Source organism: Pseudomonas sp. WS 5410 (assembly GCF_012985645.1).
GTDB classification, from domain to species: Bacteria; Pseudomonadota; Gammaproteobacteria; order Pseudomonadales; family Pseudomonadaceae; genus Aquipseudomonas; species Aquipseudomonas shahriarae.
In genome coordinates, this window is sequence record NZ_JAAQWS010000027.1 from 21827 (window position 1) to 42976 (window position 21150).

General features: G+C 63.1%; 16 protein-coding genes and 1 pseudogene. 15 read left to right on the forward strand and 2 right to left on the reverse strand.

All coding sequences use genetic code 11. The features are described 5' to 3' along the window. The first annotated feature begins 75 nt into the window (after positions 1 to 75). The 4 genes from HBO24_RS26825 to HBO24_RS26840 all read left to right on the forward strand — a co-directional run bounded on the left by HBO24_RS26825 (position 76) and on the right by HBO24_RS26840 (position 4445). Positions 76 to 876 carry a glucose 1-dehydrogenase gene (locus tag HBO24_RS26825; protein ID WP_057439105.1) on the forward strand — a complete coding sequence of 267 codons (801 nt, stop codon included), beginning with the start codon at positions 76 to 78 and terminating at the stop codon, positions 874 to 876. Continuing rightward, positions 869 to 2695, forward strand: coding sequence for a glycoside hydrolase family 15 protein (locus HBO24_RS26830; RefSeq protein WP_170045254.1), 1827 nt, complete (start codon positions 869 to 871; stop codon positions 2693 to 2695). Before HBO24_RS26825 ends, HBO24_RS26830 begins: the two co-directional genes overlap by 8 nt. A gap of 165 nt (positions 2696 to 2860) precedes the next feature. Continuing rightward, positions 2861 to 3475, forward strand: coding sequence for a GNAT family protein (locus tag HBO24_RS26835; protein WP_262153095.1), 615 nt, complete (start codon positions 2861 to 2863; stop codon positions 3473 to 3475). Between the two features lie 37 nt (positions 3476 to 3512). Continuing rightward, on the forward strand, positions 3513 to 4445 hold the full coding sequence (locus tag HBO24_RS26840) for an alpha/beta hydrolase (protein WP_170045255.1): 933 nt from the start codon (positions 3513 to 3515) through the stop codon (positions 4443 to 4445). On the opposite strand, the gene HBO24_RS26845 is transcribed toward HBO24_RS26840, so the two are convergent. After that, positions 4415 to 5383: a DJ-1/PfpI family protein gene (locus tag HBO24_RS26845; protein WP_115127916.1), complete on the reverse strand. Its 969-nt coding sequence runs from the start codon at positions 5381 to 5383 to the stop codon at positions 4415 to 4417. The genes HBO24_RS26840 and HBO24_RS26845 overlap by 31 nt on opposite strands. Before the next feature lie 90 nt (positions 5384 to 5473). Between HBO24_RS26845 and inhA the strand changes: the two genes are divergently transcribed. After that, positions 5474 to 6154 carry an isonitrile hydratase gene (gene inhA / locus HBO24_RS26850; protein WP_169990418.1) on the forward strand — a complete coding sequence of 227 codons (681 nt, stop codon included), beginning with the start codon at positions 5474 to 5476 and terminating at the stop codon, positions 6152 to 6154. A 534-nt stretch (positions 6155 to 6688) separates the two neighbouring features. Here inhA and HBO24_RS26855 read toward each other — a convergent pair. After that, complete coding sequence (locus HBO24_RS26855; protein ID WP_170060688.1) at positions 6689 to 7318, reverse strand: LysE family translocator; 630 nt, start codon at positions 7316 to 7318, stop codon at positions 6689 to 6691. A gap of 159 nt (positions 7319 to 7477) precedes the next feature. Between HBO24_RS26855 and HBO24_RS26860 the strand changes: the two genes are divergently transcribed. The 10 genes and pseudogenes from HBO24_RS26860 (at position 7478) to HBO24_RS26910 (ending at position 21143) form a co-directional block, all read left to right on the forward strand. Further along, complete coding sequence (locus tag HBO24_RS26860; protein ID WP_057959063.1) at positions 7478 to 7993, forward strand: sigma-70 family RNA polymerase sigma factor; 516 nt, start codon at positions 7478 to 7480, stop codon at positions 7991 to 7993. Continuing rightward, entirely contained in the window at positions 7980 to 8948 is a 969-nt protein-coding gene (locus HBO24_RS26865; protein WP_169961246.1) for a FecR domain-containing protein, read from the forward strand. The genes HBO24_RS26860 and HBO24_RS26865 overlap by 14 nt, the downstream gene beginning before the upstream one ends. Before the next feature lie 98 nt (positions 8949 to 9046). Further along, positions 9047 to 11530: a TonB-dependent receptor gene (locus tag HBO24_RS26870; RefSeq protein ID WP_170060689.1), complete on the forward strand. Its 2484-nt coding sequence runs from the start codon at positions 9047 to 9049 to the stop codon at positions 11528 to 11530. 397 nt (positions 11531 to 11927) lie between these two features. Then, a pseudogene (locus tag HBO24_RS29745) lies at positions 11928 to 13367 on the forward strand (undecaprenyl-phosphate glucose phosphotransferase). Then, positions 13367 to 14830: a mannose-1-phosphate guanylyltransferase/mannose-6-phosphate isomerase gene (locus HBO24_RS26885; RefSeq protein WP_170060691.1), complete on the forward strand. Its 1464-nt coding sequence runs from the start codon at positions 13367 to 13369 to the stop codon at positions 14828 to 14830. The pseudogene HBO24_RS29745 and the gene HBO24_RS26885 overlap by 1 nt, the downstream one beginning before the upstream one ends. After that, on the forward strand, positions 14830 to 15741 hold the full coding sequence (locus HBO24_RS26890; RefSeq protein ID WP_057439113.1) for a glycosyltransferase: 912 nt from the start codon (positions 14830 to 14832) through the stop codon (positions 15739 to 15741). The genes HBO24_RS26885 and HBO24_RS26890 overlap by 1 nt, the downstream gene beginning before the upstream one ends. Before the next feature lie 6 nt (positions 15742 to 15747). Next, the gene (locus tag HBO24_RS26895) at positions 15748 to 16569 is read left to right on the forward strand and encodes a polysaccharide biosynthesis/export family protein (protein ID WP_057439114.1); all 822 of its coding nucleotides are present in this window, start codon (positions 15748 to 15750) and stop codon (positions 16567 to 16569) included. Between the two features lie 76 nt (positions 16570 to 16645). Continuing rightward, a complete protein-coding gene (locus HBO24_RS26900) occupies positions 16646 to 18625 on the forward strand; it encodes an exopolysaccharide transport family protein (RefSeq protein WP_057439115.1) in 1980 nt (659 codons plus the stop codon). After that, positions 18625 to 19803, forward strand: a complete 1179-nt coding sequence (locus HBO24_RS26905; protein ID WP_170060692.1) for a glycosyltransferase — start codon at positions 18625 to 18627, stop codon at positions 19801 to 19803. The genes HBO24_RS26900 and HBO24_RS26905 overlap by 1 nt, the downstream gene beginning before the upstream one ends. Further along, on the forward strand, positions 19803 to 21143 hold the full coding sequence (locus HBO24_RS26910) for a beta-xylosidase (RefSeq protein ID WP_170060693.1): 1341 nt from the start codon (positions 19803 to 19805) through the stop codon (positions 21141 to 21143). The genes HBO24_RS26905 and HBO24_RS26910 overlap by 1 nt, the downstream gene beginning before the upstream one ends. The last annotated feature ends 7 nt before the right edge of the window (positions 21144 to 21150 follow it).

A 21150-nucleotide genomic window follows, 5' to 3' on the forward strand; every position in this document is an offset into this window, starting at 1 on the left:
CAGACAGGCCACTGAACTTGTGCCCCGCGCCGTCAGTCAGCTGAATGGACTTCTGGAATAAAGGCTGGATGGACAATGCGCATCTCGTTGGAACAACAAGTCGCCGTAGTCACCGGCGCCAGCTCCGGCATTGGCGCGGGGGCCGCCAGGGCGCTGGCTGCGGCCGGCGCGGCAGTCGTGGTGAACTACAACAGCCAGGCAGAACCCGCCCAGGCCCTAGCCGCGCAGATCAACCAGGCCGGTGGCCGGGCCCTGGCGATCGGCGCCGATGTGTCCAGGGAAGCCGATGTCGAGCGCCTGTTCGCGCAGACCCTCGACGCCTTCGGCCACCTCGACATCCTGGTGGCCAATTCGGGCCTGCAGAAAGACGCCGCCATCAGCGACATGACCCTTGAGGAGTGGAACGCGGTGATTGGCGTCAACCTCACCGGCCAGTTCCTCTGCGCCCGCGCCGCCCTGCGTATTTTTAACCGCCAGGGCGTGCGAGCAGGCGTATCCCGGGCCGCCGGCAAGATCATCCATATGAGTTCGGTGCACCAGTTGATCCCCTGGGCCGGCCACGTCAATTACGCGGCCTCCAAGGGCGGCGTCGAGATGCTGATGCGCAGCCTCGCCCAGGAAGTCAGCCACCAACGGATCCGCATCAACGGCATCGCGCCGGGGGCGATCCGCACCGCCATCAACCGCGCCGCCACCGAGGGCGATGCCGAACAGCAGTTGCTGAAATTGATCCCCTATGGCCGCGTCGGCGACGTCGAAGATGTGGCCAACGCCGTGGTCTGGCTGGCCAGTGATGCCTCCGACTATGTGGTGGGCAGCACCTTGTTTATCGACGGCGGCATGAGTCTCTACCCGGAGTTCAAAGACAATGGTTGATCTGAAAAACGAAGCGCAAAGCGCCATCGACGCCCACGGCATTATCGGTGACATGCGCAGTGCGGCGCTGATCAACGACCAGGGCAGCATCGACTTTTTCTGCTGGCCGGAATTCGACAGCCCGTCGATCTTCTGCTCGCTCCTGGACTCCCCCGCCGCCGGGATTTTCCAGTTGACCCCGGACCTGCCCCAGGCGCGCCGGGAACAGATCTACCTGCCGGATACCAATGTCCTGCAAACCCGCTGGCTGAGTGATGACGCCGTGGTGGAAATCACCGACCTGCTGAGTATCAGCGATGACGTTGATGACCTGCCCCTGCTGATCCGCCGGGTGCGCGTGGTGAGCGGCAAGGCCACCCTGCACCTGCGCTGCGCGGTGCGCCATGACTATGCCCGGGCACCCACTCGGGCCACCGCCGATAACGCTGATGTGTGCTTCGAGGCGCCGGGCCTGCCTGGGTTGCGCCTGGCCAGCAGCGTGCCGTTGCAGATCGCAGATGACGCCGCCGTCGCCTGCTTTACCCTGGACCAGGACCAGGGGGCCGAATTTGTCCTTGGCGGCCGGGAAGACATACGCGTGGCCAGCGACGGTACCGACCTGCACCTGCAGCACACCCTGAAATTCTGGCGCGGCTGGCTGGCCCAGTCCAACTACCGCGGCCGCTGGCGGGAAATGGTCAATCGCTCGGCCCTGGCCCTGAAGCTGCTGACCTCGCGCAAACACGGCGCGATCCTCGCAGCGGCCACCTTCGGCCTGCCGGAAGCCCCCGGCGGCGAACGCAATTGGGATTACCGCTACACCTGGATCCGCGACGCCTCGTTCACCGTCTACGCCTTTATGCGTCTGGGTTTTGTCCAGGAAGCCAATGACTACATGCGCTGGTTGCGCGGGCGCGTCAGCGATTGTTGCGGGCAACCGATGAAAATCAACATCCTGTATGGCATCGACGGCCGCCAGCAATTGCCGGAAACCGAGCTGAGCCACCTCAGCGGCCACGGCGGCGCGCAACCGGTGCGCATTGGCAACGAGGCCTTTGACCAGGTGCAGCTGGATATTTTCGGCGAACTGATGGACGCGGTGTACCTGGTCAACAAGTACGGCGAAGCCATCTCCCATGAGGGCTGGAAACACACCCTGGAAGTGGTGGACCAAGTGTGCGAAACCTGGAACCAGAAAGACGTCGGCATCTGGGAAATGCGTGGCGAGCAACATCACTTCCTGCATTCGCGGCTGATGTGCTGGGTGGCACTCGACCGCGCGATCCGCCTGGCCTCCAAGCGCTCGCTGCCGGCGCCGTTCGCCCGCTGGGACCAGACCCGCCAGGCGATTTATGAAGATATCTGGAGCAACTTCTGGAACGCAGAACGCGGGCATTTCGTGCAGCACATCGGCAGCACTGCCCTGGATGGTTCGATGCTGTTGATGCCGCTGGTGCGTTTTGTGGCGGCCACCGACCCACGCTGGTTATCGACCCTGGACGCCATCCAGAAAAGCCTGGTGCGCGATGGCATGGTCTACCGCTACCGCAATGACGACAGTCAAATTGACGGTTTGCAAGGCACAGAGGGGGCGTTTACCGCCTGTTCATTCTGGTACGTCGAATGTCTGGCCCGCGCGGGGCAAGTGGAAAAGGCCCATCTGGAATTCGAGCAACTGCTGCGCTATGCCAACCCGCTGGGGCTGTATGCCGAGGAATTCGACAGCCAGGCGCGACATCTGGGGAATACACCGCAGGCATTGAGCCATTTGGCCTTGATCAGCGCGGCGACGTTTCTGGATCGCAAGTTGAGCGGGGAGAAAACCGTGTGGCAACCTTGAGAATCGAGCAGCGAAGTGAAACCCTTGTAGGCGCTATCAGGCAACTTCAACATTGGCTGTACTGACGTCATCGCAGCCTCGCTAACGCTCGACAGCTCCCACCTTTGATCTTTGCGACCTTGAGCGAGCTATCTGCCTGCCTCCTCCTGTATTCAAGGAACGAATATGAACCCGCCCCTGGCGCCCGAAAATGTTCAGTCGATACCTATGCCAACCGCACCACACCACGTGGATACTTTCCCCACCCTGCACACCGAACGCTTGCGGCTCCGGGAGTTGACCCCCCACGACGCCCCGGCGCTGTTTGCGATCTATCGCGATGCCGAGGCCATGCCTTGGTTTGGCATCGACCCCATGACCGACATATCCCAGGCCCACGCCCTGATCGCCACCTTCGCCCACTGGCGAACCCAGGCCAATCCGGGCACGCGCTGGGTCCTGGAATACGCCGGTGAGTTGATGGGCACCTGCGGGCTGTTCAAATGGAATCGCCAGTGGAACAGCTGCGCCCTCGCCTGCGAACTGGCGCCGTCAGCCAGGGGCAGCGGATTGATGAGCGAGGCTTTGCGCAGCGTGCTCGACTGGGGCTTTGCGCAGATGCAACTGCACCGTGTCGAAGCGCTGGTCCATCCGCGTAACCTGCCGTCCCAGGCACTGCTGGGCCGGCTGGGCTTTACCCGCGAAGGCGTGCTGCGCGAGGCCGGGTTTTGGGCCGGTGGCTACCAGGATCTGCACGTGTTTTCGCTGCTGGCCCATGAACACGTAAAGGTTTCGCGCTAAAGTCCAGGCTCCCTGCTGTGACCCGAACGGAGTCCCAATGAGCCCCTCGATCGCGCTGCTGTATATCCGTACTCCCATGCTCGATATCGCCTACGAAGCCCATGGCCCGGCCGACGGTGAAGTGGTGATTCTGCTGCACGGTTTCCCCTATGACCCTCGCGGCTACGATGCCATTGCGCCGGTGTTGGCCGAGGCTGGTTATCGCGTGCTGGTGCCTTACCTGCGCGGCTACGGCCCGACCCGGTTTGTGCACGCCCAGGTGATGCGCTCCGGCCAACAGGCGGCGCTGGCCAAGGATCTGCTGGACTTCATGGATGCCCTGGCCATCGACCAGGCCGCCCTCGCCGGTTATGACTGGGGTGGGCGCGCCGCGTGCATTGTCGCGGCGCTTTGGCCCGAGCGCGTGCGCTGCCTGGTCACTGGCGACGGTTACAACATCCAGGACATCGCAAAGTCCATCCAGCCCCGCGCGCCAGTCACCGAGCATCGGTTGTGGTACCAGTTCTACTTCCACACCCAACGGGGTATCGATGGCCTGACCGCCAACCGCCGCGAGTTGTGCGAACTGTTGTGGTCGCTCTGGTCGCCCTCCTGGGCTGCGGGGCCGAGCCTTTACCCGCAGACGGCACCCTCGTTTGATAACCCGGACTTTGTGGAGGTGGTGATCCACTCCTATCGCCATCGCTTCATGTATGCCGAGGGTGATCCGGCGCTGGAAGTGATTGAACAGGCGCTGGTGCAACCACCGCCGATTTCGGTGCCCACCATTTCGCTGTGCGGTGCCGACGACGGTGTCGGCCCGGCTCCCGAGGTGGATGACGACGTGGGTAATTTCAGCGGATTCTATCGGCGCCGGGTGCTCGCCGGGGTGGGCCACAATATTCCCCAGGAAGCACCACAGGCCACGCTCGATGCACTGTTTGAACTGCTTGAACAGACTCAGGCCGGCGCCGAAAACCGCTCGCGATAAAGCTGCGGGGTGATCGACAAGGCGCGGATAAAACTGCGGCGCATGGTTTCTTCGCTGCCAAAGCCACATTGCGCGGCGATGCGTTTGATTGCCACGGCGCTGTCGGCCAGTTGCCGGCGTGCGGTTTCCACGCGGATCAGTTCCACCGCCCGGGCCGGGGTCTGGCCGGTTTCGGCGCGGTAATGGCGTACGAAGCTGCGTTCGCTCATGCCGCACGCGGCCGCCAGGGTCGCGATGTTCAAGTCCAGGTGCAGGTGCTCGGCAATCCACCCATGCAATTCGCTGAAGCGGCTGCCGCCCTTTTGCAGGGACAGGGTGACGCTGAACTGCGACTGGCCACCGGGGCGCTTGAGAAACACCACCAGGTGCCGCGCCACTTCCAGCGCCACCGCGCGGCCCAGGTCCTGTTCCACCAGGGCCAGGCACAAGTCGATGCCGGCCGTGACGCCCGCCGAGGTCCAGAGCGAGCCCTGCTGGATAAAGATCGGGTTGGCCTCGACCTGCAACCTGGGGTATTTGCGCGCCAGTTCCTCGCAGCGCGTCCAGTGGGTGGCGACCCGACAGCCATCGAGCAGGCCACTGGCGGCCAGCAGGAAGGCGCCGGTGCACACCGAAGTCATGCGCCGCGAGTGCCTGGCTTTTTGCCTGACCCACTCCACCAGTTGCGGATCCTCGGCCGCCCCATACACGCCCCAGCCGCCAGCAATCACCAGGGTGTCGCAGGGCGTGTCGGCGCCAGGCAACGGCTCGGCCACCAGGGCCAGGCCGGCGGAGGTCATCACCGGCTCGGCCTGGGCGGCAATCACGTTGACCGCATAGGGCAACGGCAAGCCTTGCTGGCGCGCCAGGTCGTTGGCCGAGGCAAACACTTGCAACGGTCCGGTGACGTCGAGCACCTGCACATTGGCGAAGGCGAGCACATGGATGATTTTCGGCATGATTGGCGTGATTAGTGGGCTCAATGGCGTATGCGCCAAAGCCTAGGCCACTAGAGTGAAGCCGTCCATCCCTCTTCCTGGAGTTTGACCATGACCTTGCAGATCGGCTTTGTGTTGTTCCCCGGTATTCAGCAACTGGACCTCACCGGCCCTTACGACGTGCTGGCGTCGTTGCCGGAGGTGCGACTGCATCTGATTTGGAAAGACCTGGCGCCGATCACTTCCAGCAGCGGGTTGGTGCTGTCGCCGACCACCACCTACGACGACTGCCCCACCCTGGATGTGATCTGCGTGCCGGGCGGCTCGGGGGTTGGGTCGTTGATGGAAGATGAGCCGACCCTGGACTTTCTGCGGGCGCAATCCCAGACCGCACGTTATGTGACGTCGGTGTGTACCGGCTCGCTGGTGCTGGGCGCTGCGGGTTTGCTGCGCGGGCGGCGGGCCACCACGCATTGGGCCTACCACGACATGCTGGCCACCCTCGGCGCCACGCCGGTGCAGGAGCGCGTGGTGCGCGACGGCAACCTGTTTACCGGGGGAGGCATCACTGCGGGGATCGACTTTGCCCTGACCCTGGCCGCCGAGCTGTACAGCGAGGCGGCGGCGCAGTTGGTGCAGTTGCAGCTTGAATATGCGCCGGCCCCGCCTTTCAATGCCGGCCGCCCGGACACTGCACCACGGCAGGTACTGGACGAGGCGAATAAGCGCACCGCTGAATCACGCAAGACCCGGGGCGAAATTGCCGCACGGGCGGCGGCGCGGCTGGGCTGAAGGCCGAACTATTTTCCCCTGTGGGAGCGGGCTTGCTCGCGAAGACGTCGGCCCAGCAACCATTGATGTTGACTGACCCACTGCTATCGCGGGCAAGCCCGCTCCCACAGGGGATGTGCGTCGGAGCAAAAGCTTGGGCCACACCACAAATCAAAGGTGGGAGCTGGCTTGCCTGCGATCGCGGTGTGCCAGCCGCCAAAAATAGTGGCTGAACCGCCGCTATCGCGGGCAAGCCCGCTCCCACAGGGGATGTGCGTCGGAGCAAAAGCTTGGGCCACACCACAAATCAAAGGTGGGAGCTGGCTTGCCTGCGATGACGGTATACCAGCCGCCAAAAATAGTGCCTGAACCGCCGCCATCGCGGGCAAGCCCGCTCCCACAGGGGTGTGCGTCGGGGCAAAAGCTTGGGCCACACCACAAATCAAAGGTGGGAGCTGGCTTGCCTGCGATGACGGTATACCAGCCGCCAAAAATAGTGGCTGAACCGCCGCTATCGCGGGCAAGCCAGCTCCCACAAGGAGAGGCACCTGCCGTCTACAAGGTGCGTGGCATCAGCGCCAGGCGCACGGCCAATACTGTCAGCACCGTGGCCAACCCCCATTTCTGCAAGCCGGCGGTTCTTTTACTGCCGGCGAAAAACCGGCTGATCGCCCCGCCAAAAACCCCGAGCACGGCATGAAACACCCCTGCAATCAGCGTCAGGACCAGGCCCAACTGCACCAATTGCAGGGCCATGGGCCCGGCCTCGGGCTTGACGAACTGCGGCAGGAACACCATGAAAAACAGCAGCGCCTTGGGGTTGAGCAGGCTATTGAGCATGGCGCGCATAAACACCCCGCCCAGGCGTACCCGCACAACCTGGGCGGTGTCCAGGGATGGCTTTTTTTGCAGGGTCTTGAACGCCAGCCACAGCAGGTAGACCACGCCGGCATAGCGAATCAGGTCAAAGGCCGGCGGCCAACTGGCCACCAGGGCGGTGACGCCGGTGGCGGTCAAGGCAGTCAGCAGCAGGTCCGCCACCCCGATCCCCAGGCCGGCCGCCACTCCACCCCGCCAGCCATAGCTCACGCCATGACTGATGACAAAGGCCATGTTCGGCCCGGGCGACAGCAGCAACAGCAGCACGGAACCAGAGAAAACCGCGAGGGTTGCGAGATCGATCATGCTCAACTCATCCGCCAGGGAAAACCCAAGATTAGTCTCACCGCGCCCCCCGCGACCAGCCTCCAGGCACAACACCTGAAGATAGGTGATTGCCCAATGCCACAGGCCACGTCTAGAATGCGAACCGTTATCAATTAAGACGCCTGCGCCAGGACGACTATGTCGAGCGAATACCCAGCGGATCATGCGGCAATCGGCCAGCTCTACCAGGCCCACCATTCCTGGTTGCATGGCTGGTTGAAGCGGCGCACAGGTTGTCGCGAGCATGCCGCCGACCTGGCCCAGGAAACCTTCGTCCGCCTGCTCAATAGCCGCAAGCAGCACAGTTTGCTGCAACCCCGGGCCTACCTGAGCAGCATTGCCCGCAGCCTGATGATCGACCAGTATCGGCGGCGCGAACTGGAACGCGCCTACCTCGACAGCCTGGCCCATTTCCCCGAACACCAAGCCCCTTCGCCAGAAACCCGCCTGCTGATCCTCGACAGCCTGGAGCGCATTGACCGCCTGCTCGACCAACTCAAGCCACGGGTGCGCGAAGCCTTTTTGCTGGCGCAACTGGACGGCCTGACCTGCCCGCAGATCGCCCAACGCCTGGGCGTGTCCAAGGCCACCGTGGAGCGCGACCTGGCCAAGGCCCTGCACGCCTGTTATCGGTTGCGCTATGCCGACTGCTGACCCGCGCCTGGTGGACCAGGCCATCCAATGGATGATCAAGCTGCGCTTCAACACCACCGATGACGCCAGCACCGCCGCGTTTGAACGCTGGCTGGCCAGCAGCGCCGAACACCAACTGGCCTGGCAGCGGGTCACGACGATGAATGATGATTTTCGCCATCTGCCCGCCCAACTCGGTCGCCAGACCCTGGACAGCGCGCGCCGACGAATCAGCCGCCGCGAGGGCTTGAAGCTGCTGGGCCTGGTGGCCGGGGGCGCCGGGTTGACCTGGCTGGGCCGCGACTACACGCCGCTGCCGGGGCTGCTGGCCGAGTACCGCACGGCCACCGGAGAGCAGCGCTGGATCAGCCTGGATGACGGCAGCCGTATCCAACTCAACAGCGCAAGCGCCATCGACACTGCGTTCAACCGCGAACGGCGCCTGGTGCAGCTGCGCCAGGGCGAGATGCTGATTGATACCGGCAGCGATGGTCGTTCGCCCCGGCCCTTCTGGGTACAGACCCACAACGGTTATCTGCGGGCCCTCGGTACGCGCTTTATGGTCCGCGAAGAACCCCAGGGCACGCTGCTCGCGGTGCAACAGGGCCAGGTCGCGGTGTTTGCTGGGCACGCATCGGGCGCTGCCCGGCAAGTCGTCGCGTACGGCGAACAGGTGTTGTTCAACCGCCTCGCAATTTATCCGCCACCCGCCACCGGCCTCGACCCCTGGGCCTGGAGCGACGGCGTGATCAGCGCGCGCAATATGCGCCTGGATGACTTCCTCAGCGAACTGGGTCGCTACCGCCACGGCGTGTTGCGTTGCAGCGAGGCCGTCGCCGGCCTGCGTGTGTCCGGCACTTATCAGGTGGGCGACACCGATCAGGTGCTGGCGTTGGTGGCCCAGGCATTACCGGTCAGTGTCACTTACCGCAGCCGCTATTGGGTCACGGTCACCCCGCGCACCGCCCGCTCCTGAAAAATAAATGAGGTGAATTCTCATTGCCGTTCGACCTGTAAGGAAAGGCCGATCAACAGGCCCGTTCTGTCCACTTCCTTCAGGAGCAACCCGCGGTCATGCAAGCGTTCCCCTCAAAAAAATCCCCCCTGCGCCAAGCCGTCAATGCCGCCCTGCTGGGTGCCTGCCTGGCAAGTGCCCTGCCCGGCGGCGCCCTGGCCCAGGAGCCGGCGCGCGACAGCCAGACCCGCGCCTGGAACATTGCCCCTGGCCCACTGTCCAGCGCCCTGGATCAATTCGCCCGTCAGGCCGGCATCAGCCTGTCTTTTGACGCCAACAGCGTGGCCGGCAAGCACAGCGCGGGCCTCAACGGCGCACTCGACAGCGAGCAGGCCCTCGGCCAACTGCTCCAGGACCAAGGCCTGCAAGCCCAGCGCCAAAGCGATAACAGCTGGTTGCTGCTCCCGTCGGTGGGTGAATCCGGCGCGCTGAACCTTGGCGCCACCACCGTCACCGGCGAACGCCTGGGGGCCACCACCGAAGGCAGCGGTTCCTACACCACCGGCGCGGTGACCATCGGCAAGGGCCAGCACAGCCTGCGGGAAACCCCGCAATCGGTGAGTGTGATGACCCGCAAGTTGATGGATGACCAGAACATCCACACCATCGACCAATTGCTGGAGCGCACGCCGGGGATCACCACCTACGAATCGCCCATGGGCGGCAAGTATTTCTATTCCCGCGGCTTCAAGATGCTCGGGCAGTACCAGTACGACGGCGTGCCGCTGGATATGGGCAAGGACTATGTCCAGGCCGACAGCTTCACCGCAAACATGGCGCTGTATGACCGGGTGGAAGTGCTCAAGGGCGCCGCCGGCATGCTCAAGGGTGCCGGCACCGCCAGTGGCGCGGTGAATTTCGTGCGCAAGCGGCCCCAGGACAAGCCCACCACCAGCCTCACGCTGTCGGCCGGCACCTGGGACAACTACCGCGCCGAATTGGATACCGGCGGCCCGCTGAACGACAGCGGCACCGTGCGCGGCCGGGCAGTGGTCAGCCAGCAGAATCGCGGTTCGTACATGGATATTGCCAAGCGCCAGGACCAGGCTATCTACACCGCCCTGGACATGGATATCAGCCCCGACACCACCCTCGGTTTCGGCGCCAGCTACGAAGACGTCGACGCCACGCCGTGCTGGGGCGGCATCCCGCGCTACAGCGACGGCAAGAGCATCGGCCTGAGCCGCTCCACCTGCCTGGGCCAGTCCTGGAACGACTGGCAAAGCCGGCGCACCACGCTGTTCGCCGACCTGACCCACCACTTCAATGACGACTGGAAACTCAAGGTCAGCGCCGTTCACAGCCGCAACCTGCAAGACATCAAATACGCCGCCAGCGAAGGCACCGTGGCCTATGGCGATCCGGCCCCCACGGCCAACAGCTACGCCGCCCTGTTTGACTACGATCACAAGGACTATGGCCTGGACGCCTACATCGACGGCAAGTTCGAAGCCTTTGGCCTGGAGCATGAGCTGATCCTCGGCGCCAACGGCAGCCGTGGCAGCCAGGACGATGTGTACGCGATCCGCAACCTGCCCCAGCGCCAGACCATTTACCAGCCCAACCATCACTTCCCGGAGCCGGCCGACGACACGTTCTGGCCGAACATGTACCGCGGCGGCACGGTCAAGGAGACCGCCACCCAATACGGCACCTACGCCACCCTGCGCCTGCGGCTGGCCGAGCCGTTGCTACTGGTGGTCGGCAGCCGCGTCAGTTGGTTTGAAAACCGCCGCCAGTCCAACAACCTGGCCTGGGGCGAGTGGAGCGTGCAGGATGCGCGCACCAAGGAAACCGGTGAAGTCACGCCCTTTGCCGCGCTGATCTATGACCTCAACGACAACCTCTCGATCTATACCAGCTACGCCGATATCTTCCAGCCACAAAGCTCCTACGCCACCGTCAGCGGCGCGGCCCTGAAGCCGAAGATCGGTGAGAACTACGAGCTGGGGATCAAGGGCGAATGGTTCGACGGGCGCCTCAACAGCTCCCTGGCACTGTTCCGCGCGATCGAGAAAAACGCTGCCGAGACCGACTACATCGCCCACTGCGGCACCTCGGCCGACGGCTTCTGCTACAGCGACACCGGCAAGGTCCGCGCCCAGGGCGTCGAGGCCGAGATCAGCGGCGAACTGCTTGAACGCTTGCAAGTCTTCGGCGGCTATACCTACACCCAGACCAAAACCCTGAACAATATCGACAGCCAGGCCGAGGGCCGGGCCTCCACCAGCTACGTGCCACGCCATATGTTCCGGCTGTGGGGCGATTACCAATTGGATGGTGCCCTGTCGAAATGGACAGTGGGCAGCGGCGTCAGCGCCCAAAGCAGCAACTATCGGGTCCAGACCATCAAGCTGGAACAACCCGGCTACGCCTTGTGGAGCGCGCGCCTGGCGTATCGGGTCGATAACACCTGGACCGTGGCGTTGAACGGCAACAACCTGTTCGACAAAAACTACTACCAGACCGTGGGGACCGCGTCCTGGGGTAACTTCTACGGCGAGCCGCGTAACGTCACCGTGAGCCTCAAGGGCGACTTCTGATCCCCATCCCCCTGTAGGGGCCGGCCAGCCGGCTCCTATCCCCGTCAAAAAAGCTTTGCCCGCCCAGCAGGATAATTGGCGTTTTTGTTCCTACACTGCAAAAAGCCATCACTCATTCTCAATAAATCTGAAAAACCAATAACAAATGTCAACAAACCGTCACGACAAGAGTATCTTATGACACTCGACGGCGAAACCCTTGCGAAATGTCAAAACCTTGACATGGCACCCATAATGAGCCATCATTTAGCCACTATTTAGCAAAGCACCTGCACCTAGACAGGTCATTGCGCGTTACCCAGCGAAAGCAGTCGTTCGCATTGCGCCACTTATAAGCAACTGCCTTATGGATGAGCGAACGAACAGGAAGTCCTGGTGGTGCATTGAGGGATGATTTATGCGTGAGAAGTCGTCAGTCGATAGCCTGTTTCTGACTCGTACCGGTTTTGTTGAATTCTTTGTGGTTTTCGTCAAGTTAATCCACGGCCTGACAGCGGTCCTGCCGGCGATGATCCTGTTGTTCTACCCGGATCCAGTCGACCCGCAAATGCGTGGCCACTACCTGGGCCTGCTGCTGTTTTTTGCGATCCTGACCATTATTCTGTTCCAGGCCCTGGGGGTGTACTCCGAGGACCTGTTCAGCAACCGCCTGCGTTTTCGCGTGATGCTGGTCGCGTGGATCTCGGCGTTTTGCATCCTGCTGTTCATGTACCAGATCCTGCTCCTGTTCCCGCAGTTGAGCCCGCGCAACCTGATGTTCTGGTTCAGCCTGAGCCTGGTGCTGTTTGGTGTGGAGCGCATCCTGATGCTGCGCCTGTACCGCAACCTGATGAAGAACGGCAAGTTCCTGCAGCGCACGGTGATCCTCGGCTTTACCGACACCGCCATCCATGTGGCCGAACACCTGTCGCGCAACAGTGATATCCGCTCCGGCCTGATCGGTTTTATCGACGACCGCACCGAACGCATTCCCAAGGAACTGAGCAGCCTGCCGTTGCTGGGCAACACCCGCGACCTGGAAAAGCTGATCAGGTCCGAACAGGTCAACCAAGTGATGATCACCCTGCCCTGGGCCGCCGAGCAGCGTATCAACGGGCTGGTCAAGCGCCTGCGGCAGATGTCGGTCAACGTCATGCTGGTGCCGGACATGGCCGCCCTGCGGTATGGCCACAACCGCATTACCGATGTCGGCGGCATCTTGATGTTCAACACCTAGCAACTGCCGCTGCGCGGTTGGTCACCCTTTATCAAGCGCTGTGAAGACCTGCTGCTGGCCGGTGCCGGCCTGCTGCTGTTGTCACCGATCATGTTGGTGACCGCCATTGCCATCAAGCTCGACTCCAAAGGCCCGGTGCTGTTTCGCCAGAAGCGCTACGGCTACAACGACAACCTGATCCGGGTGTTCAAGTTCCGCTCGATGTACGTCGACCAGACCGACTTCAACGCCGAGTGCCAGACCACCCGCAGCGACCCGCGCATCACCCGCGTCGGGCGGATTATCCGCAAGACCAGCATCGACGAGCTGCCGCAACTGTTCAATGTGCTGCTGGGCAACATGTCGATGGTCGGCCCCCGCCCCCATGCCACCGCCACCAAGGCCGCCGGGATTCCGTTCGAGGAAGCGGTCAGCGAGTACAGCTCGCGGCACCGGGTCAAGCCGGGCATCACCGGGTGGGCGCAGATCAATGGCTACCGGGGTGAAACCGACACCCTGTTCAAGATTCAGAAACGGGTCGAATACGACCTGGAATACATCGCCAAATGGTCGGTGTGGTTTGACCTGTACATCGTTTTCATGACGGTCCCGGCCGTCCTTTCCACCAAGGAAGTCTATTGATGAACCCTCTCAACGGATTGATTCCCTGCATCATTTCCGGTGGCTCGGGCACGCGGCTGTGGCCGGTTTCGCGGCAGAACATGCCCAAGCCGTTCATGCGCATGCGCGACGACCAGAGCCTGTTGCAGAAAACTTTCCTGCGCGCCAGCCACCTGCCGGGGGTCGACAGCGTGCTGACGGTGACCAACCGCGACCTGCTGTTTCGCACCCTCGACGATTACCGCGCGGTCAACACCGGCCAACTGGGCCTGGACTTGCTGCTCGAACCGTTTGGCCGCAACACCGCAGCGGCCATCGCGGTCGCCGCGCTGCATGTGCAGGAGTTTTTCGGCGGCGATGCGCAGTTGCTGGTGATGCCGGCCGACCACCTGATCCTCGATGAAAGCGCCTTCGCCCAAGCCGTGGCCCAGGCCCGCGAATTGGCCGACGCCGGCTATCTGGTGACCTTCGGCATCCAGCCCGATCGCCCCGAGACCGGCTTTGGCTATATCGAACAAGGCACAGCCCTGGCCCAAGGCTTCCGTGTCCAGCGTTTCGTCGAAAAACCCGACCTGGCCACCGCCCAAGGCTACCTGGACGGCGGCAAGCACCTGTGGAATGCCGGAATGTTCTGCTTCAAGGCCGCCACCGTGCTCGACGAGCTGGCGACCCACGCCCCGGCCGTACTGGACGCGGCCAAGGCGGCGCTGGAGCACAGCACCAGCCTGCAGAACAGCAGCAGCCGCCAGCGCGAACTGAACCCGCAAGGCTTTGGTACCGCGCCGGACATCTCCATCGACGTGGCCCTGATGGAGAAATCCGCCCAGGTCGCCGTAGTGCCCTGCGATATCGGCTGGAGCGATATCGGCTCCTGGGAAGCCCTGCGCCAGCTGACCCCCAGTGACAACAACGGCAACCAGATCAATGGCGAAGCGATCCTGCACGACGTGCACAACTGCTATATCGACTCGCCCAAGCGCGTACTCGGTGCGGTCGGGGTGCGTGACCTGATCATCGTCGACACCCCCGACGCGATCCTGATCGCCGACGCCAACCGCAGCCAGGATGTGCGCCATATCGTCGCCGAGCTCAAGCGTCAGAACCATCCCGCGTTCAGCCTGCACCGCACCGTCACCCGGCCCTGGGGCACCTACACGGTGTTGGAGGAAAGCACCCGTTTCAAGATCAAGCGCATCGTGGTCAAGCCCAAGGGTTCGTTGTCTTTGCAAATGCACCACCACCGCAGCGAACACTGGGTGGTGGTCAGCGGCGCGGCAATGATCACCAATGGCGAGCGCGAGATCCTGCTCAACATGAACGAGTCCACCTATATTCCCGCCGGGCACAAACACCGCCTGACCAACCCCGGCATCATCGACCTGGTGATGATCGAGGTGCAGAGCGGCGAATACCTGGGTGAAGACGACATCGTGCGCTTCGACGATATCTACGGCCGCACGCCCGCCAGCGAGCCCAAGCCCTGATGCGGACTTCCCTGATCATCCCGACCCGCAACGCCGCCAGCCACCTCGACCGGCTGCTGCCGGCGCTGCGCATGCAGACCCTGCAACCCGACGAGATGCTGGTCGTGGACAGCGCGTCGAGCGATGCCACGGTGGCGCGCTTTCGCGAGTTCGGTGCGCGTGTCGAAGTGATCGCCGCCCGCGACTTCAACCACGGCGGCACCCGTCGCTGGGCCAGCGAGCACGTGGGCGGCGACGCCCTGATCGTGATGACCCAGGACGCGATCCCGGCCGAGCCCGAGACCTTTGCCAAGCTGCTCGCCGAGCTGCAACAGGACCCACTCAACGGTGTCGCCTATGGCCGCCAACTGCCGCATCCCGGTGCGGGGGTGTTGGGTGCGCAGTCGCGCCACTTCAATTACCCGGCCCACAGCCGCAGCAAAAGCCTGGCCGATGCGCCGCAGCTGGGGATCAAGACCTGCTTTAGCTCTGACTCGTTTTCCGTGTACCGGCGCAGCGCCCTGGAGGCCGTGGGCGGCTTCCCCGCCGATGTGATCGGCAGCGAGGACGCCTACGTCGCCGCACGCATGCTACTGGCGGGCTGGAAGGTGCAGTACGCCGCCAGCGCCCAGGTCTATCACTCCCACGATTACCGACTCATGGATGAGTTTCACCGCTACTTCGACATTGGGGTGTTCTACGGCCGCGAGCCGTGGATCCGCCAGGCGTTTGGCGACGCCGGCGGTGAAGGTAAACGCTATGTACTGGCCGAATTACGTGCCTTGCGCGAGGCCAACGCCTTGCACCGCGCCCCCGAAGTGGTGGTGCGCAGTGCCTTTAAATTGCTGGGCTATCGCCTCGGCCACCTTGAACGCTACCTGCCCAAATCGCTCAAGCAGCGCCTGGGCATGTTTTCCACCTACTGGACTTGAGCCGTCATGAAGACTACCAACCGACGTTCCCGTCTTACCCTGTTCAGCCTGTTGAGTGCCTCGATCTGGCTGGCTGGTTGTTCGACCCCTGCGCGGGTGCCGCTTCCTGACAACAACACGCTCAAGGCCGGCCACCAGGCGGCGCTGACCTTGGCCGACCTGCCGCCCCCGCAGGTGCTGATCCAGAGTGGCGACCTGTTGCGCATCGTGCGCGATGCCCAGGAGCCGGCGGCGGCCGACGACATGACAGTGTTCGTCGTACGCCCCGACGGCGTGATCTCCATCCCCAACATCGGTCGGGTCAAGGCGGCATTGCGCACGCCGGAAGACCTGGGCAAGGAAATCACCGACAAGTACAAGCGCATCTACCGCGAGCCGGCAGTGACGGTGAACATCGCCAGCGCCCCGAGCAACAAGGTGTTTATCGGTGGTGCGGTGCCGAACCCGGCGTTTTTCGACCTGGCGGGGAATGTCAGTGTGGAGCAGGCGTTGCTCAGTTCCGGGGGAGTGTTGTCCTCGGCGGATGCCTCCAACGTGGCCCTGATGCGTACGGGTCCGGATGGCAAGTACAAGACCTACTTCATCAGCTTGAACAACATGCTGACCGATCCCAATCACCCACGGGTGGCCCTGCAGCGTGGCGACCTGATCTATGTGCCGCAGTCGGGTATCGGCGCCACTGTGGAAGCCGTGGATATGTACTTCACCCGCCTGTTCCCGATCAACAAGGGCATTGGTGTGGGCCTGAACTACGACCTCAACGACAGTGGCGTGAAGAACAGCGGCAACACCATCTACAACAACCCAGTCATCAACGCAGGCCAATGATTATGGACCAGGCTTCGTATCACTCGAACCGACTGTTCCCGTCTGGCGTACACCACATATTCAATGGAGTGATCCTGTGATCGAAATCCGCTCTCTACGCGACCTCTTGCGGTTGTTTTTCATCTTCCGCCGCGAGTTCAAACTGGCCGTGATCACCACGATTGTGGTGGCCGTGTTGGGTGCCTTCCTGTTGCCGGCTCGCTACGAGTCCGACGCGCGCTTGCTGGTCAAGCCGGGACGGGACAACACCACGTTGCCGATCGAAGCCGCCAACCGCCAGACGCTGATTGCGCCTAGCACCCAGCACGACCCGATCGTCGATGAGGAGAAGATGCTCACCGGCCGGCCCATCGTGCACATCGTTGCCGAGCGCTACCTGGCAATGACGTCCGAGCCGCCACAGGGCTTCTGGAAAGTCACCAAGTTCTACGTCAAGAAAGCCGCCGGTGAAGTACTGGATGCGGTGCGCAGCGTCCTGCAATTCGTCGGCCTGGCCGAGAAGCAAAGCCCGCTGGAACGCCTGGCGACCAAGCTGGAGAAGAACTTCGAAGCCGGCCACGAACCGGGCTCCTCGGTGATCGAAATTTCCTTCACCTGGGACGATCCGGCCATCGCGCAGAAAGTCGTCGAGACCTGGGTCGATGCCTACCTGGAAGAACGCGCGCGGATTCTCGGGCGCAAGAGCCTGCATACCTTCTATGAAACCGAACGCAGCAAGGTCGCGACCAACATCCAGGGGCTCAAGGATGAACTGCAGGGCCGCTTGAAGCAGATCGACTCGATCAGCGTGGACGCGCGCCTGAAAAACCTGACCAACCAGATCGACCGTGTCACCGACGCCAAAGTCACCGCGCAAAACCAGATCGCGGGGATCCGCAGCTTCCTGGCCAACGCCAGCCAGCAGATCAAGAACCAGCCGGCCGAAGTGGTCACTGGCCGGGAAACCAGCCTCAACCCGACCCAGCTGGACCTCAAGCGCCAGCTCAATGCCCTGCAAGTAGAACGGGCGCGCCTGCTGCGCACCTATCTGCCGAACACACCGCAGGTCAATCAGATCGAGCAGAACATCCGCGACATGGAAGCCCTCAGCGCCCAGGAAGCGACACGCCTGGAACGCTCGCAAAACACCGCGCCCAACAGCCTGGTGATCAACGTCAAGCAGCAGATCATCGACGCCCAGTTGCAGGAGCGCAAACTGGCCGGGGAAATCGAGAACTACGACAAGACCCTCGCCGAACTGCGCGCCCAGCGTGACCAGGCGATGACCGATGAACCTGAACTGAACAAGCTGACCCAGCAACTGCGCACCGCAGAGAAAAGCTACGCGTTGTACTCGGAAAACCTCGAACAGGCGCGCATCGACCACGCACTGGACAGCAGCCAGATCAGCAACATCGCCCTGATCGAACACGCCACCCTCAACCCGGCGCGCGTGTTTCCCAAGAGCCTGCTGATTCTGCTGTTCACCATTCCTGCCGGCCTGGCCGTCGGTTTGCTGACCATCTACGTGCTGTACCTGCTGGACCAGCGCATCCACGACGGCGCGCGCTTGCAGGAAGTGTTCGGTGTACCGCTGTGGAGCAGCATCCCCGATGTGCAGCACGCGACACCGGCCGCCCTCACCGCCAGCATCTATCGCTTGTACAGCCTGCTACCCGCCGAGCGCATCGCCAGCGAGGGCTTTGCCCTGGGCCTGACCTCGGCACGGCACGGCGAAGGCGTGAGCTTTATCATCGAGCAACTCAAGCGCCTGCTCGAAGAGCGTGGCCACCGGGTCTCGGTCAACGGCACTGAAGCGGCGAAGCCGGGTGAAGTATTGCTGTTGGACGCCTCGGCCTTGTCGTCCAACCCGCAGGCGTTCCTCACCCTGCGCCGCGCCGAGCAGATTGTGCTGGTGATCGAAGCCCGCACCAGCACCGTACCGACCATCGAGAACGCCCTGTCGCTGCTGACCACTGCGTTCGGCAAAGTGGATGGGATGATCCTCAACCGCCGCCGTTTTGAAGTGCCGGCCAATGTCCTGGCACGGCTCAACAGCTGGCGCGGTGCGGCCTGATGCGCATTGCGTTGCTGGCGCCACTGCCACCGGAGCAGACCGGGATCGCCGACTACGCTGCGCACTTGCGCAGCGCGTTGCGCGAACGGGGCCTGGAGGTGCTGACGCCTCTGGAAGGTTGCCTGGACCTGGCTGAACAATTGCGGCGCCTGCAGGCCTTTGACTGGCGCGGTGTGGACCTGGTGCATGCCGAGCTGGGCGGCGGACGCTTTGCCGAGTTCCAGGCCCTGGACTACTTGCGCCGGGCCCAGCCGCAATTGCCGCTGACCGCCACTGTGCATGATCCGGAGCGCCTGATCTGGCGCCGGGCCAAGCTGTTTTTCCCGCTGACCCTGCTCGAACGCCTGCCCCACCCGCTGCCCCAGGCGGCGGCGTTGCTCGCCGATCCATTGACCCTTTACGAAGAACGGCGCCTGGCCAAAAGCATGCGCCGCCTGATCACCCTCACCCGCCTGGGTGGCGATTGCTTGCGCCAGCGCATGGGGCTAAAAACTGAGCAAGTGGCGGTGATTGCCCACGGCAACCTGCCCATTGCCCCTGTGGCCTTGCCGCCGTTGCAACCGTTGCGCCTGCTGTATTTCGGCTTTATCTACCGCGGCAAGGGCATCGAAGATCTGCTGCAGGCCCTGGCCCGCTCCCTGAGCGCCCACCCGCAATGCCGTGGCCAGGTGCGCCTGACCCTGGCCGGTGGCACCGCGCCGGAGATGACCTTCGACCCCGCCGGCAATTACCTTGAGGGCCTGCGCCAACTGATCACCACCCTGCACCTGGGCGATGTGGTGGACTGGCAACTGGACCTGCCCTCAGCCGACATTCCCCATACCATCCAGGCCCACCATGTGATGGTGCTGCCGTACCGTGAATCGAAAAAACTCGGTTTCCTCGGCCAGATGCGCGGCACCAGTGGCGCGCTGTCCTGGGCCAACGCCTGCGGGCGCGGGGTGATTACCTCCAATGCCCGCGCCTTCGCCGAAGAAGTCGCCGGTGGCAATGGCATCACCTATCAACAGGGGGATATCGCCTCGTTGAGCGATGCCCTGAACCGCCTGATCCTCGACCCGCAACAGGCCCGCCAATGGGCCGACCACGCCGCCGACATCGGCCGGAAGCGCCAGTGGGCCAGCACCGCGCAACGCTTTGCCGAGTTGTTCCAGGCCGCAGTCAAGGAGCCTTTGTGATGAATGTTTCGTCAACTCGCCGGATGTGGCGCTACCTGCCACTGGTCATTGCAATGGCCGTGGGCGGCGCACTGCTGCTCAGTGAAAACGTCGACGCGGAGCCCGTGAACCTGGCGCCCCAGCGCACTGTGGAGTGGCGCGAGTTTCTCGGGGTGAACGCGCATTTTCTGTGGTTCAAGCCCGAGCAGTACCAGAAGCAGATCCGCCAATACCAGAAACTGGGGCTGGACTGGGTGCGCGTCGACCTGCACTGGGACCGCCTGGAGCCCAAGGAAGAAGATTATCAACTGAGCACCTTCGATGAATTGGATCGCACCCTGACTGCCGAGAAAATCCGCTCGGTGTTCTACCTGGTGGGTTCGGCGCCGTTTATTACCACCGCCCCCAAAGGCGCAGAATTCCAGGACCAATACCGCCCGCGAGACGCCAGTGTGTATGCCCTGCGTCTGGCCCTGTTGGCCAAGCGCTACCCGAATATCAACGCCTGGCAGGTGTGGAACGAGCAGAACCTGCCGAACAACTGGCGCCCGCAAGTGAATGCCGAGGAATACGCGCGCTTGCTGCTGGCCAGTCACCAGGCACTGAATATCGCCGCACCAGACAAGATCCAGGTGATGGGCGGCATGGCCTACTACAGCCAGATGCCCCCGCGCGGCAAAACCCTGATGTTTGAAGCCCTCGGCGCGCTGGGCGTGCAAACCCTGGGCATGGTCGCGGCGTATCACCCGTACTCGATGACCCCGGAAACCGACGAGCCGGGCAAGAATGAAGTACTGCTGCGCGGCGACCAACTCAACGCCGTGCTGCACGGTGCCGGAGTCAAGGATGTGTGGGCCACCGAGTGGGGCTGGTCCAGCTATGCCGGGCCCAAGGAGATGCAGGACCTGATCGGCGTCGACGGCCAGGCCGATTTCACCTTGCGCCGCCTGGCGCTGATGGCGTCCCAGGATTACCAGAAGATTTTCCTGTTTGCCCTGTCCGACCTGGATGAACGCGCCTCCGTACGTGACCAGCACTATGGCCTGCTGGACCTCAACGGTGAACCGAAGCCGGTCTACAGCGCCCTCGCCCGCTTCCTGGAGATCACCGGGCCGACGCTCAAGCCGGGGGTCACCCCCGTGCTCGAGGACATACCCAAGACTTTTTACAGCGTGGCCTGGACCCGCGAAGACGGCAAACACCTGTTGATGTACTGGAGCGCGGAAGGCACCCGCATCACCTTGCCCAAAGTGCAGCACGCCGAACTGCTGGACCCACTGACGGGCGCCAGGCAGCCCCTTAACGATTACAACGGCATTCGCCCCGTGGTGAAACCGTCGTTGCAGATATTGGTGTGGTAGCACGCCC

What these genes read in the sequence shown, in the direction of transcription:
- HBO24_RS26825 (WP_057439105.1), top strand. Translation starts at nt 76, where the DNA reads ATGCGCATCTCGTTGGAACAACAAGTCGCCGTAGTCACCGGCGCCAGC.
- HBO24_RS26830 (WP_170045254.1), top strand. Translation starts at nt 869, where the DNA reads ATGGTTGATCTGAAAAACGAAGCGCAAAGCGCCATCGACGCCCACGGC.
- HBO24_RS26835 (WP_262153095.1), top strand. Translation starts at nt 2,861, where the DNA reads ATGAACCCGCCCCTGGCGCCCGAAAATGTTCAGTCGATACCTATGCCA.
- HBO24_RS26840 (WP_170045255.1), top strand. Translation starts at nt 3,513, where the DNA reads ATGAGCCCCTCGATCGCGCTGCTGTATATCCGTACTCCCATGCTCGAT.
- HBO24_RS26845 (WP_115127916.1), bottom strand. Translation starts at nt 5,383, where the DNA reads ATGCCGAAAATCATCCATGTGCTCGCCTTCGCCAATGTGCAGGTGCTC.
- inhA (WP_169990418.1), top strand. Translation starts at nt 5,474, where the DNA reads ATGACCTTGCAGATCGGCTTTGTGTTGTTCCCCGGTATTCAGCAACTG.
- HBO24_RS26855 (WP_170060688.1), bottom strand. Translation starts at nt 7,318, where the DNA reads ATGATCGATCTCGCAACCCTCGCGGTTTTCTCTGGTTCCGTGCTGCTG.
- HBO24_RS26860 (WP_057959063.1), top strand. Translation starts at nt 7,478, where the DNA reads ATGTCGAGCGAATACCCAGCGGATCATGCGGCAATCGGCCAGCTCTAC.
- HBO24_RS26865 (WP_169961246.1), top strand. Translation starts at nt 7,980, where the DNA reads ATGCCGACTGCTGACCCGCGCCTGGTGGACCAGGCCATCCAATGGATG.
- HBO24_RS26870 (WP_170060689.1), top strand. Translation starts at nt 9,047, where the DNA reads ATGCAAGCGTTCCCCTCAAAAAAATCCCCCCTGCGCCAAGCCGTCAAT.
- HBO24_RS26885 (WP_170060691.1), top strand. Translation starts at nt 13,367, where the DNA reads ATGAACCCTCTCAACGGATTGATTCCCTGCATCATTTCCGGTGGCTCG.
- HBO24_RS26890 (WP_057439113.1), top strand. Translation starts at nt 14,830, where the DNA reads ATGCGGACTTCCCTGATCATCCCGACCCGCAACGCCGCCAGCCACCTC.
- HBO24_RS26895 (WP_057439114.1), top strand. Translation starts at nt 15,748, where the DNA reads ATGAAGACTACCAACCGACGTTCCCGTCTTACCCTGTTCAGCCTGTTG.
- HBO24_RS26905 (WP_170060692.1), top strand. Translation starts at nt 18,625, where the DNA reads ATGCGCATTGCGTTGCTGGCGCCACTGCCACCGGAGCAGACCGGGATC.
- HBO24_RS26910 (WP_170060693.1), top strand. Translation starts at nt 19,803, where the DNA reads ATGAATGTTTCGTCAACTCGCCGGATGTGGCGCTACCTGCCACTGGTC.